The organism is Pseudomonas brenneri (genome assembly GCF_007858285.1).
In the GTDB taxonomy this organism is placed as follows: Bacteria; Pseudomonadota; Gammaproteobacteria; order Pseudomonadales; family Pseudomonadaceae; genus Aquipseudomonas; species Aquipseudomonas brenneri.
Genome location: NZ_VFIL01000011.1, coordinates 53,129 through 66,062, shown reverse-complemented (window position 1 = coordinate 66,062; position 12,934 = coordinate 53,129). Strand labels below are relative to the sequence as shown.

At 60.4% G+C, this 12,934-nt stretch carries 9 protein-coding genes and 1 tRNA gene; all 10 read right to left on the bottom strand.

What is annotated here, in order from left to right; translation table 11 throughout:
• Nucleotides 1-34: 34 nt before the first annotated feature.
• Entirely contained in the window at nt 35-109 is a 75-nt protein-coding gene (gene pqqA / locus FJD34_RS22375) for a pyrroloquinoline quinone precursor peptide PqqA (RefSeq protein WP_003194766.1), read from the bottom strand.
• Nucleotides 110-271: 162 nt separating this feature from the next.
• Nucleotides 272-2,671 (bottom strand): pyrroloquinoline quinone biosynthesis protein PqqF, encoded by a 2,400-nt coding sequence (pqqF, locus tag FJD34_RS22370; RefSeq protein WP_032858566.1) that lies wholly within the window; start codon nt 2,669-2,671, stop codon nt 272-274.
• Nucleotides 2,672-2,721: 50 nt separating this feature from the next.
• Nucleotides 2,722-3,516, bottom strand: coding sequence for a carbon-nitrogen hydrolase family protein (locus tag FJD34_RS22365; RefSeq protein ID WP_032858564.1), 795 nt, complete (start codon nt 3,514-3,516; stop codon nt 2,722-2,724).
• Nucleotides 3,517-3,527: 11 nt separating this feature from the next.
• Entirely contained in the window at nt 3,528-5,219 is a 1,692-nt protein-coding gene (locus FJD34_RS22360; protein ID WP_032858563.1) for a flavin monoamine oxidase family protein, read from the bottom strand.
• A gap of 146 nt (nt 5,220-5,365) precedes the next feature.
• Nucleotides 5,366-5,827 (bottom strand): Lrp/AsnC family transcriptional regulator, encoded by a 462-nt coding sequence (locus FJD34_RS22355; protein ID WP_032858561.1) that lies wholly within the window; start codon nt 5,825-5,827, stop codon nt 5,366-5,368.
• A 233-nt stretch (nt 5,828-6,060) separates the two neighbouring features.
• Nucleotides 6,061-6,303, bottom strand: a complete 243-nt coding sequence (locus tag FJD34_RS22350) for a hypothetical protein (RefSeq protein ID WP_032858560.1) — start codon at nt 6,301-6,303, stop codon at nt 6,061-6,063.
• Nucleotides 6,304-6,313: 10 nt separating this feature from the next.
• Nucleotides 6,314-6,814 carry a hypothetical protein gene (locus tag FJD34_RS22345; protein WP_170233110.1) on the bottom strand — a complete coding sequence of 167 codons (501 nt, stop codon included), beginning with the start codon at nt 6,812-6,814 and terminating at the stop codon, nt 6,314-6,316.
• Between the two features lie 244 nt (nt 6,815-7,058).
• Nucleotides 7,059-7,135: transfer RNA gene (locus FJD34_RS22340), tRNA-Ile, on the bottom strand.
• A 15-nt stretch (nt 7,136-7,150) separates the two neighbouring features.
• Entirely contained in the window at nt 7,151-10,894 is a 3,744-nt protein-coding gene (locus FJD34_RS22335; protein WP_032858558.1) for an EAL domain-containing protein, read from the bottom strand.
• Between the two features lie 124 nt (nt 10,895-11,018).
• Nucleotides 11,019-12,869 (bottom strand): RNA polymerase sigma factor RpoD, encoded by a 1,851-nt coding sequence (gene rpoD / locus FJD34_RS22330; RefSeq protein WP_032858556.1) that lies wholly within the window; start codon nt 12,867-12,869, stop codon nt 11,019-11,021.
• Nucleotides 12,870-12,934 lie beyond the last annotated feature (65 nt).

Sequence of the window (12,934 nt, the reverse complement as noted above, 5' to 3'; positions counted from 1 at the left end):
CGAGCCGAGGCGTTGCATTGCAATACAAAAGCAATCAGCGGCTGGCGAAGTACATGGTGACTTCAAAACCGATACGCAGATCAGTGTAAGCAGGTTTGGACCAAGTCATATTCATACTCCTACGAAGGGATGGGACGTTTACTACCAAGTAATACATATAGTCCACCTCCAGGCGGAGATGTTCAGATGTGTGTGGGAATATTACTCATTTCTCGTCGAGCTAGCGCTGTCTTGGTGGAAAAAGCCTGTTGCAGCATCAGCAACGATCAGCTCATAGCTGCCAGGGATCGCCCACCGCAGCCCCATTGGCCAGGCAGAGCCAGCCGCCGGCGGCTTGGTTGAGTTGTTGCGCCGCGTTGATCAACTGCTGGCGTGTGCGGGTCTGGATCAACTGTTGCAACTGCTCAAGATAGTCCGCGCCATGCCCTGCCAGGCGGGCCTGCCAGAGCCATTCGGCGGCTTGGGGTATCGGCAGTGCGTGTGGCGAAAACTGCTCGGCCAGGGCCGCGTTGCCCATGTTCTCGTCGGCATTGATCAAGGCCGGCAGTTGCATGAGGAAGGCCCGGATGTGAGTGAGCAACCCCTCAAGCGCCACGCTGGGCGACTGTACGCCAAGCAGCAAGCCGGTTTGCCCATTGAGCTGTCGGATACCGCTGAATACGGCGTAGCCCACTTGCAGCTCGACGCGCAGGCGCTGGTAGAACGGGGTCTGGGCCAGGTGGGCGAGCAATCGCCAGTCGGCCTCGTCGGCGAGAGACTGGCTCGGTGCCGGGCAGAACAGCAGCAAGGCGGCTTCATCGCCAGCGGTGTTTACTGTTTGCCAGCGATGTTGGCCGTTGATGGGCTGGGTCTTGTGTTCAACGTCGGCGCATTGCCCGGGCAGGCGTGCCGCCGCACTTTTGATCGCCATTTCACAGGCGGCCGGCAGGCCGACGCCCAGGCCTTGCCAGTGGGCGGTGGCCCACAGGTCGGGTAACACGTTGAGATCAGCGATGAGCCCGGTGTCCGCAGTAGAGGCCGGCAATGCCTTGAGCAATTCGCGAATGGCCATCTGTGGTGCCGGGCTGGCAGGCGTCTCTTGCCAAAGGCTCGCGTCGGGTTGAGCCAGGTCGCGTGCCAGTTGTTCGACGATGAGTGGCATGGGCTCATGCAGCCCGGTCATCCTCAGGAGCCCGTCATTGCCTATGGCCTCGAAGGATATTTCCACGCCGGCCTGACGGGCGTTTTCTCGCAGCGGCTGGAGGCTGCTGGCCAAGCGTGGGAAAAACGCTCCATGCTCGGATGAATCGAACTGCCAGCGCAGGTAAAGGGCGCCTTCGTCATTGTCGTCTGGCAATGCTCTGCTGAACGTCAGGGCTGGCAGGTCCCGTCTGCCACGGGAGCGATCCTGGGCAAAGCTCCGTAACCCGCGATGGGCGCTGGTCTGGCCGCGAATCAGTCCGGGGCGTTGCTCTTTGGATGCCTGTTGCAGGAATGGATTGGCTGGCGGCAACTTCCAGGCTTGTTCGGCGGGCGTCAGGTGCTGTGCATCCAGCATCGCCTGAAGGGTCTGGCAATGCTCTTCGCACAACTGCGGCGTTTCCTGCCGTGCCAGGGCCAGGGCGCCCCGGGTTTGCTGCTGGCGGGCGACCAACAGGGCGTACTCTGCACGCAGCGCAGTCCAATCGCTGTGAGCAAAAAAGCTCAGCCAGTCATTCAACAGTGCTTCGATTGCCGGGGCTTGTTGCGCCCCTTTGGGCCCCAGGGTGAACTCAATATCCAGCAGTGCCTGCCCGGCAAACGCGTACAGCACCTTGGCGTGCAACGCACTCGCCCATCCGCGGGTTTTCAACTCGGCAAGCAAACCGCCCGGCGCCGCAGCATTCAGCCAGGTGCAAAGGAACTGCAATGCTTCACGGGGCGTGTTGCAGGCAATGATGTGATGCAAGCGGTTTTTTTCGAGGTGTGAGTAGCGGTGTTTATCACCGCTCATCAATGCCGGTGGTGCTTGCTGTGGGCGCAGCGGCCCTGGGCGCAGGCTGTCGCCAAAGCGCTGGGCCAGGACTTGCAGCGCCTCCAGCGACTGTGGGCCGGCAAGGCTCAAGGTCATCTGCCCGGTGTGATAGAAACCTTGGTAAAACGTGTGCAACCCTTGTTGAAAGTCCTCGTGTGGAACCGGCAGGCTGTCGCGATTGCCCGCATGGAAACCCCGTAGCGGATGCCCGGCAGCGAGGCCTTCGAGTAGCGCAACCTGATGTTGTGCCTCGGCATCCTGGGACCAGGCGACAAATTCTGCCTGCAGCACTTCACGCTCGCGCAGTTGATCGTCCATGGCCAGGCGCGGCTGAGCGAGCATATCGGCCAGGCGTTGCAGCGCTTCGCCCAATACCTGCTTGGGCACTTCGAAGAAAAAGTCAGTGGTGCGCTCGCGGGTGCTGGCGTTGACCTGCCCACCGTGGCGCTGCACGTAGGCCATCAAGCCATCAGATGCAGGAAAAGCCTCGGTGCCAAGAAACAGCAGGTGCTCCAGAAAGTGTGCCAGCCCCGGCCAGGCCAGCGGCACGTCATGGCTGCCGGCCGCTACCCGCAAGGCTGCTGCACAGCGCTTCAGATGTGGGGCATGACGCAGGGAAACCCGCAGGCCATTGGCCAGGGTCAGTTGCAGGTGATGAGGGTGGGCCGGCACAGGCATGGACACTTCCAGAACGTAGGAAGTGCCTATGCTAGCGCAAAGCGCGGCCGTCAGTGCTTGTGCAACGCTGCATAAAGCTCGGGGCGACGGTCCGCCAGGTAGTGATTGGCGGCTTGCGCGTCGTGTATCAACTGGCGGTCGAGGGTGGCGACGATCAACGCCTCATCGAGGCCCGCCTGGGCGACACGCTGGCCATTCGGCGCGGCGATGCTGCTTTGCCCGCAATACTGGATCTGATCTTCATGCCCGCAATAGTTGGCGTAGGCCACGTAGCACTGGTTTTCAAAGGCCCGTGCCCGGACGGTGACGTCGGCGATGAAGTCGAAGGGCACCATGTTGGCCGTCGGTACCAGGATCAACTCGGCACCCGCCAGGGCCAGGCGTCGGGTGTTTTCCGGGAACTCCAGGTCGTAGCAGATGAGGAATCCCAGCTTCCAGCCGTTCAGCTCGACGACAGGGAATTCGTCGCCGCCGGCGCTGAACATCGAGTGATCGAGGTCGCCGAACAGGTGCGTCTTGCGGTAGTTGCACAGGCGCTGGCCATTGGCGTCGATCAATTGCACGGCATTGTAGATCTGACCGTCCTCGGTGCGTTCCGGGTAGCCATAGAGAATCGCCAGGCCGGTGTTCTTTGCCAGTTCGGCAATGGTCTGCGCCGACGGCCCGTCCTGCGCTTCGGCCAGCGCCCCCACCGCTTCTGCACCGATGTTGTAGCCGGTGAGGAACATCTCCGGCAGCACCAGCACGTCGGCATCGCACGCTTCATGGGCGACGCTATGCAGACGCTTGAGATTGCCAGCGACATCCAGCGGCAATGGCGGGCATTGATACAGGGCGACACGCATGGCTTGACTCCTTATTCGGCCAGGGCGATGGGGCCGATTTCATCGAACACATCCCCCGGTCCCGGGTTCTCTGGGTGAGTGCTGCCACCGAAGTGGCTCATGATGCCCCAAACCGCGTTCAGTGAGGTCTGCACTGCGCCTTCGACCCAGGCAGGTGTCCAGGATACATCGTCGCCAGCGATGAAAATCCCGCGCTGCTCGGCCGGCATGTCCTTTTGCATGAAGTGCGCATACATCCGCTGGTTGTAGCGGTAGTGGCCCGGCAACGCGCCCTTGAATGCGCCGAGGAAATGCGGATCGGCCTCCCAGGAAACGGTGATCGGGTCGCCAATGATGCGCGCCTTGAGGTCGACTTTCGGGTAGATCTTTTTCAGCGCGTCGAGGGCCAGCTTCACTCGTTTATCGATGGGCTGCGGGAGCATTTTCAGCGCGTCGCTCATCCACGAATAGGACAGGCAAATGACCCCGGGCTTGTCGTCGCCGTTGTCGAACAGGTAGGTGCCGCGGGTCAGGCGGTCAGTGAGGGTCATGCTCATCAGGTCGCGGCCGGTTTGCGGGTCTTTGTCTTTCCAGAAAGGCCGGTCAACCATGACAAAGGTTTTCGACGACTGCATGTAGCGCGTACGGTCCAGGGCCATCCACATTTTTTGCGAGAACAGGCTCTCGTCGCATTCGATCTGGGTGGTCAGCAGCCAGCTCTGGCAGGTGGTCAACACTGCGGCGTATTCACGAGTGTCGCCATAGTTGTCGGTCACCGCGAAACGCCCGTCGGCCGCATGGGCAATGCGCTTGACCCCGGCCCGTGGCGCGCCATGGTGCAGGGAGCTGAGGCTGGTGCCTTGCGGCCAGTGTGCACAACGCTCAGGCACATGGCGCCAGATACCCATGGGCACTTGCGCCACGCCACCGACCACCAGGTGCTGGTGGTCGTCGCAGTTGGTCATCACCACGCGGAAGATTTCCAGCATCGAGTTGGGGAAGTCCGAATCCCAGCCACCCGTGCCGAAACCCACTTGGCCAAACACTTCGCGGTGATGGAACGACAGTTTGGCAAACGCCTTGGAGGTGGCGACGAAGTCATAGAAGGTGCGGTCGTCCCACAGCGGCACCAACTTGTTCCACAGCTCCTTGAGCCGTGGCACGTCACGGTCGCGAATCGCTTGTTGGATATCTCCGAACTGCGAGCCGGCCTCCAGGGCGTCGGCCCAGGCGTCAGCCACTTCCTGGAACAGCGCAGGAAGGTCGGAGATTTTCTGTGCGTAATGAGTCTGGCCTTCCAGGTCGATCACGGTGCTGCCGGAGGCCGGTGTCAACGGGTTGGGGAATGGCTTGGTTTCCAGGCCCAGCTTGTCCACATAGTGGTAGAACGCCGTCGACGACACCGGGAAGCGCATGCCACCCAGCTCCGCGATGATGCCTTCGGCCCCTTCAAACGCCTGGGAGCGCAAGCGCCCACCCATTTTCGAGGCTTCATACACCACTGGCTTGAGACCGAGCTTCATCAACTCGTAGGCGGCCACCAGCCCGGCGATACCTGCGCCGACAATCGCCACTTCGGCCCCGTGGTTGGCGGCGGGAATACTGCCCAGTCCAGCCGGGTGTTCAATCCAGTCATCGAAGGCGAACGGGAAATCCGGGCCAAAGATAGTGATGGGCTTTTTACCGTCTGCAGGGTGGCGATTGTTCTTGTGGGTGGCGTTCATGGCTGACCTTGCTGGCAACTCGACGGGGCACGACCCGTTGAGTATAGGAAAAGATGGCAGCCATTCTAGGGAGCGTAGCGCTCGTTAATAAGACGCAATGTGTCGTCGAATTGAATTGTTTTCAGTCGAAGTGACGATATTGGTGGTCAAACTGGTTGTCCGCGATCCAGTTTGTTACTGAGGATGATCGAAGTGGTGGTCTTTTCCACCCCATCGACACTGCCGATCTGGTCCAGCAACTGATCCAGCTGTTCCGGCGAGTCGGTGCGCAGCCAGGCCACATAATCAAACTCACCACTGACCGCACACAGCTGCTGGACCTGCGCCATGGCGCTGAGGCGACGCAGCACTTCCTTGCCGGAACGCGGTTGCACGGTAATCCCCACATACGCCTGCAACCCACCATCCACCACACGCTGACCAAGGCGCACGCCATAGCCGGTAATCACCTGGGTCTTTTCCAGGCGCGCCAGGCGCGAGGTCACAGTGGTGCGGGCAATCCCCAATTGCCGAGCGAGCATGGCCACGCTTTCACGGGCATTGATCTGCAAGGCTGCGATCAACTGGCGGTCGATTTCATCGAGGACGGGAGGGCGGGTGGCGGACAAGATGGGCTCCGGCGTGGGTGGCAATGAGGGAGCATGTTACAGGCTCGTGTTCGCGGGTGCTTAGGGCGACCGCCAGAAACGCAAAAGCCGCGCAGTGCGCGGCTTTTAAAGAGGGTGGGCCCAGTAGGACTCGAACCCGCTGGAGGCCCTGTAATACGTGGTGTTAAGCGTAATTTTGAGAAGGTTGTTCAAGCTGAGTACCAGAGACGGCACCGAGAAATCGTGCCAGGGCTTCAGTCCCCCTCCGTGAACCGCCGCCGCGTCAGGAAAAGCACTACGCCCAGCGGCACGGCCAGCAGTGCTAGCAGCTCCAGATCAAAGCCCAGCGCCTGCTGCTCACCCACCTTGAAGAGGCTGATCAAGCCCGTTGCCAGCAGCGCCAAACCCAGCCACTTGCGCAGCGGGTATGGTTTCAGAAACTGAACGAGGATCGCGCCCAGCACCAGAAGGACGACAGTTTGCATGATGTAGGGCATGTGCAGTTCCTCAGACCTTGATGACCAGCGTCACGACAGAGCGCTGTGGGCCAATCCCGCCATGGACCTCTCCCTCGATGCTGACCAGCACGTCACCTGCATGCAGGTTCGGCAGGGCCCCTTTGAGGTACCAGTTGACACCTGTCGTCACGACTGCACCTGAAGCCCAGCCAATGAGCGGCCCACCGAACGCACCTACCTTCCCGGCAACGCCACCTGAGGCCGCAGCAATTCCCTTGGCGGCGTTGCCGCGCATAGTGTTGATAGCATCGGCCTGCTGCCGGATGAGGGGATTGGAAATGCAGACTGTCAGCAGGCATGGCAGGTTTCGAGCCTGCATTCGGTCGTACATATCGACGACCATGCTGTTGACTTGGTAATGGGCGCGTTTCGCTTCGCCAAAGTGCAGCTCGCGCAGGCGACCTCGGTCGCTTTCCATGAGGGTGATTTGAGACAGATTGAAGACGATCCCTTCCTCGGACCTGTACTGCGTGGTCTTCTCGAACTTCATGCGCGTATCCATTCGTGCAAAAAGACGACGATTTTCTACAAGCGGTGACTAAGATGCAAACAGTCTTTGATGTGAGGCCCCGTGGAATTTGACGTCTGCATGGGGCTCATCGCCAGAAGCCAACTCCCCGCTAACAACTCATCGAGCGCGTCGGTTTTGGAGACGTTAGGCCGAGGGGATTCAGACTGTATCTGCGGTGGTCCATCCAGAAACACGAAAGCCGCGCAATGCGCGGCTTTGGAGTTGGTGGGCCCAGTAGGACTCGAACCTACGACCAAGGGATTATGAGTCCCCTGCTCTAACCAACTGAGCTATAGGCCCTCAGTAGGTCGCGGATTATAACGATGGTTTCTCCACTGTGCTATCCGAAAAATCCGAATGGGTCATGTGAAGGAAGGTCGCGGCGAAGATGTCGGCGGGGAGGGGCAGGCTGACGATGTAGCCTTGCATTTGTTCGCAGCCTTCGGCGGTGAGGAAGGCTTGCTGGGCGGGGGTTTCCACGCCTTCGGCGATGATGGTGAATTGCATGCTGTGGCCCAGGGCGATGATGGCGCGCACGATGGCGGCGTCGTGGGGGTCGTCCGGCAGGCCGCGGACAAAGGATTGGTCGATTTTCAGGAAATCCAGGGGCAGGCGCTTGAGGTAGCTCAAGGATGAGTAGCCGGTGCCAAAGTCGTCGATGGCCAGTTGCACGCCCAGGCGCTTGAGTTGATGCAGCACTTCCAGGGCTTCTTCGGCCTGGCTCATGATGAAGTTTTCGGTGATTTCCAGTTGCAGGCAGCCCGGTTCCAGGCGGTTGTCCTGCAGCAGTTGCTCGATGCGCCCCAGCAGGTTGGGGTGGCGCAGTTGGGCGCCGGCGAGGTTGACGGAGAGCGGGCCAAAGTCGTCATAGGATTTGCGCCACAGGTGCAGTTGGCGGCAAGCCTGTTCCAGGACCCAGTCGCCGATTTGCAGGATCATGCCGTTCTCTTCGGCCAGGGCGATGAAGTGCTCGGGAGGCACATCGCCAAATGTCGGATGGCGCCAGCGGATCAGTGCTTCGGCGCCGATCAGTTGTTGGGTTTCCAGGCTCCATTTCGGCTGGTAATACAGAAACAGTTCTTCGCGCTCGATGGCCCGGCGCAGTTCGTGTTCGAGGGCGACGCGCTCGTTGGCCTGGGCGGTCAGGTCCTGGGTGTAGCGTTCGACCCGGTTGCGGCCCTTGGCTTTGGAGCGATACATGGCGGCATCGGCGTTTTTGACCAGGGTGGCGACGTCGATACCGTCCTGCGGATAGAGGCTGGTACCGATACTGGCGCTGATAAAAAACTCGTGTTCGCCTGCCTGGAAGGGCAGGGTGAAGCAGGCCAGCAGTTTATTGGCCAGGTGTTGGGCGTCGCTGGCTTGTTGCAGGCCGGGCAGCAGGATGATGAATTCGTCACCGCCCAGGCGGGCCACGGTGTCGATATCGCGCAGTTGTTCCTTGAGGCGCACGGCGATGTCTTTGAGCAGCAGGTCGCCAATCGGGTGGCCGAGGCTGTCGTTGATGTGCTTGAAGCGGTCGAGGTCGAGAAACAGCACCGCACCCTGGCTGGCCGTTCCCGGTTGATTGTTGAGGGCGGTTTGCAGGCGGTTTTCAAACAGAGTGCGGTTGGGCAGGCCGGTGAGGGGGTCGTGATGTGCCTGGTAGTCGAGCCGCGCCTGGGCGTGCTTGAGGCTGGAGATGTCGGCAAACACCGCGACGAAGTGGGTGATTGACTGGTCGGGGTTGCGCACGGCGCTGATGGTCAGCCAACTGGGATACAGCTCGCCGTTCTTGCGCCGGTTGGAGATCTCGCCTTGCCAATGGCCGTTGGCCGTCAGTTGGTGCCACATGGCGGCGTAGAACGCGCTGTCGTGCAGCCCGGAGGCCAGCAGGCGCGGGGTGTGGCCGAGGGCTTCGGCTTCGCTGTAGCCGGTGATCTCGCTGAAGGCGCGGTTGACGGCGCTGATATTCTGCCGGGTATCGGTGATCAACACGCCTTCGGCGGTGCTTTCGAAAACCGTCGCAGCCTGTTGCAGTTTTTCCTGCATCAACTGGCGTTCGGTGATGTCCCGGGCGATGGTCAGCATGCAGTCTTCGTCGCCAATGGGCAGTGGGCGACTGGACACTTCGCACAGGCGAATTTGGCCGTCACTGCGCCGGATATGGCAGACGAAATCACGCACCAGGCCGTCGCGCTGCAGCAGGTCAAGCATGTGCTTGCGTTCGTTCAAGTCCACCCAGATGCCCAGGTCCAGGGTCGATTGGTCCAGGGACGTTGCACTGTTGAAACCAGTGATACGGCTAAAGCCTTCGTTGACTTCCAGCAGCAGGCCATCGCGCTGGCGACTCAGCAATAAGCCGTCGGGCGAGGCATGGAAGGCCTTGGCGAACTTCTCTTCGGAGGTTTGCAACAGTTGTTGGGTTTCTTTCAGTTGGGTGATGTCCCGCACCACGACCACCAACGCTTCGGTCGCATCGAGCTGGAAGGGTTCGGCAGAAATCAGCCCGGTAAACGCCTGGCCGTTACTGCGCAGGAACGGCATCTCCAGGTTGCGAATGCTGGTGGTCTGTACGCGCTTGAGCAGGTTGGGGCCCACGCCCTGGATGCCCCAGATATTCAGCTCGGTGGCGGTCTTGCCGATGACCTCGGCGGCGCTCAGGCCAATCTGGTCCTCGAAGGCCTTGTTGACCTCCAGCAAGCAGCCATCGGACAGGCGGGCGATCACCAATATGTCCGGGCATTGCTGGAACACCGAGGCGAACTTCTCCTGCGAAAGTTGTAGCGCTTCCTCCGTGCGCTTGGCCTCGCTGATGTCGATCATCAGCCCACGCATGACCGGCTCATGCCCATGCTTGATCAGGCTGACAATGTCCCTGACCCACAGGCAACGACCGTCGGCGGTGATCACTCGGTAGTCGATGCTGTGGTCGCGGTTGGCGCGGGTTTCACGCTGGCAGAAGGCTTCGGCGCGGGTCAGGTCGGCGGGGTGGATGATGTTGCGCCAGAAGCCCGGGATCAGCCAATGCGCCCGTGGATAGCCCAGCAGTTCCTCGGCATGGGGTGACACATAGCTGTAGGTGAAGTCAGCGATGTCCGCTTCCCAGGCGATGGCCGACAGGCTTTCCACCAGGCCACGGTAATGGTATTCGCTGCTGCGCAGCTCTTGCTCCAGGGCTACCCGGCGGGAAATTTCCGAGCTGAGTCGGCGGTTGATTCGGATCACGATGGCCAGCACGGTGCTCAACAGCAGCACGGCAGGCAGGCCGTAGAGCAGCAAGTCGGCCCAGAAGGCCCGATGATCGATGACATTGCCGACCCAGTGTTCCTGGATCTCGTTGATTTCGCTGGGGCTCAGGTCGGCGAGTACTTTATCCAGAATGCTTATCAGCATTTTGTTCTGGCGGGGCACGCCCATTGCCAGTTGGTAGCGATACGGTGTTTCGCCGCTGACGTATAAACCGTCGAGCTTGAGCTGGCGCAGGCTCCAGACACTGGAGGCCAGGTCTCCGACGACGGCGTCTACCTCATCAGTGGCCAGGGCCTGCAACGTCGAACTGACGTTGGGCATCGCTACCAGGTTCAGGTCGGGATGGTGGGTGCGCAGCAATTCGTGGGGGGCATAGTTCTCCACCACCGCGATCTTCAGCCCATACAGGTCCTTGAGGGAGCGGGGTTGGGCACCGCCTTCATGGGCAAGAATGACGATGGGGAAGTCGAGGTAAGGCCGGGAAAATGCCAGGAAACCCTGACGCTCCGGGGTGGACATAATCCCTGGCAACAGGTCGAGCTGGTTGTTCCGGGCCTGCTCCAGTAGCGCGCTCCAGTTGGCGGGCTCGATCAGTCTGATCTTGATGCCCAGGCGTTCCTGGATCAGCCGCACATAGTCGGCGGCCAGGCCCTGGTAGCGGCCGTCTTCATCGCGGTATTCAAACGGCGGCCACGAAGCATCAACGCCCAGGCGCAATTCTGGGTGGGCCGCCAACCAGCCATGCTCTTCATCGGTGAGAGTCAACGCGCCAGCCGTTGCGGTCCAGGTCAGCAGCGACAGCAGTAGCACGGCCGGCAGTCTGGGCATAACGGTCTCGTTATGGCACGGGGAATGTTTCGAGTGTAGACGGGCATTGCGAGGGGGGGTAAAGCGGGGGAGATTTAATCTGCACAAAGCAAAACCCCCAGGCCAGGGCCTGGGGGTTTTGTGATCACTCGTCGAGGAAGGAGCGCAAATGCTCGCTTCTCGTCGGGTGGCGCAACTTGCGCAGCGCCTTGGCTTCGATCTGACGGATCCGCTCGCGAGTCACGTCAAACTGCTTACCGACTTCCTCAAGGGTGTGGTCGGTATTCATGTCGATGCCGAAACGCATGCGCAGTACCTTGGCTTCACGGGCAGTGAGGCCGGACAGTACGTCGCGCGTCGCTTCTTTAAGGCTCTCAACGGTGGCGACATCGATTGGCGACTGCATGGTCGAGTCTTCGATGAAGTCACCCAGGTGGGAGTCTTCGTCATCACCGATCGGGGTTTCCATGGAGATCGGCTCTTTAGCGATCTTCAATACCTTGCGGATTTTATCCTCAGGCATTTCCATGCGTTCGCCCAGCTCTTCCGGGGTCGGTTCACGACCCATTTCCTGCAACATCTGCCGGGAAATACGGTTGAGCTTGTTGATGGTCTCGATCATGTGCACCGGAATACGGATGGTGCGGGCCTGATCGGCGATCGAGCGAGTGATCGCCTGACGGATCCACCAGGTGGCATAAGTCGAGAACTTGTAGCCACGACGGTATTCGAACTTGTCCACCGCTTTCATCAAGCCGATGTTGCCTTCCTGGATCAGGTCGAGGAATTGCAGGCCACGGTTGGTGTACTTCTTGGCGATGGAGATCACCAGACGCAAGTTCGCTTCAACCATCTCTTTCTTCGCGCGGCGGGCCTTGGCCTCGCCGATCGACATGCGACGGTTGATGTCCTTGATCTCGGCAATCGTCAGACCGGTTTCGGTCTGCAATGCAGTCAGCTTCTGCTGGCAACGAACGATGTCGGCCTGGAAGCGACCAATGGCTTCAGCATATTTGCTTTTGCCCTTGGCCAGTGCGTCGGTCCAGCTTTCGTCAACTTCATTGCCCGGGAACTGGCGCAGGAAGTCGGCACGCGGCATGCGCGCATCACGAACACAGAGCTGCATGATCGCACGCTCTTGTGCACGCAGACGCTCAAGGGCGCTACGAACCCGCTCAACCAGGCCTTCGAATTGCTTGGGCACCAGCTTGATCGGCATGAACAGCTCAGCCAGGGCCAGCAGTTCGGCGGTTGCCTGCTTGCTGCCACGACCGTGCTTCTTCAGGGCCTTGCGCGCCAGTTCCATCTGATCGGAGACTGCGCCAAAGCGCTGGGCTGCGATGATCGGATCCGGGCCGCTTTCGACTTCTTCTTCGTCGTCGGTGCTGGCTTCAGCCTCGTCGTCGTCGGTCTCGTCGTCCGCTTTCGCGGCTTTGGGATCGACAGGCGGCGGTATTTCGGCGGCAGGCGGCGCAATGCCGTCGTCCGGGTCGATGTAACCGCTCAGGACGTCGGACAGGCGGCCACCTTCGGTGGTAACGCGGGTGTACTCGGAGAGAATGTGGTCAACCGTGCCTGGGAAGTGCGCGATTGCGCCCATCACTTCACGGATGCCCTCTTCGATACGCTTGGCGATTTCGATTTCGCCTTCGCGTGTCAGCAGCTCGACGGTACCCATTTCACGCATATACATGCGCACAGGGTCGGTGGTACGACCGATATCGGTCTCCACAGCAGCCAGCGCGGCAGCAGCTTCTTCAGCGGCGGCCTCGTCGGTATCGGCGTCCGCCAGCATAAGAGAATCCTTATCTGGCGCAGCTTCGAATACGTTGATCCCCATGTCGTTAATCATGCGGATGATGTCTTCCACCTGTTCCGGATCTGAAATATCCTCCGGCAGGTGGTCGTTGACCTCCGCGTAAGTCAGGTAACCCTGCTCACGACCAAGGACGATCAACTCTTTGATACGAGACTGCTGTTGCGCTTTTCCGGACATAACACCCTATCCACTGAAGGTCTTGGCGGGCAAAAAACAAGCCGAGGATTATACCCGAGCTATGA

Bases quoted from the DNA above. Each gene is read 5' to 3' on its own strand.
- FJD34_RS22345 (WP_170233110.1), bottom strand. From the start codon at position 6,814: ATGAAGTTCGAGAAGACCACGCAGTACAGGTCCGAGGAAGGGATCGTC.
- rpoD (WP_032858556.1), bottom strand. From the start codon at position 12,869: ATGTCCGGAAAAGCGCAACAGCAGTCTCGTATCAAAGAGTTGATCGTC.
- FJD34_RS22350 (WP_032858560.1), bottom strand. From the start codon at position 6,303: ATGCCCTACATCATGCAAACTGTCGTCCTTCTGGTGCTGGGCGCGATC.
- FJD34_RS22360 (WP_032858563.1), bottom strand. From the start codon at position 5,219: ATGAACGCCACCCACAAGAACAATCGCCACCCTGCAGACGGTAAAAAG.
- FJD34_RS22335 (WP_032858558.1), bottom strand. From the start codon at position 10,894: ATGCCCAGACTGCCGGCCGTGCTACTGCTGTCGCTGCTGACCTGGACC.
- FJD34_RS22365 (WP_032858564.1), bottom strand. From the start codon at position 3,516: ATGCGTGTCGCCCTGTATCAATGCCCGCCATTGCCGCTGGATGTCGCT.
- pqqF (WP_032858566.1), bottom strand. From the start codon at position 2,671: ATGCCTGTGCCGGCCCACCCTCATCACCTGCAACTGACCCTGGCCAAT.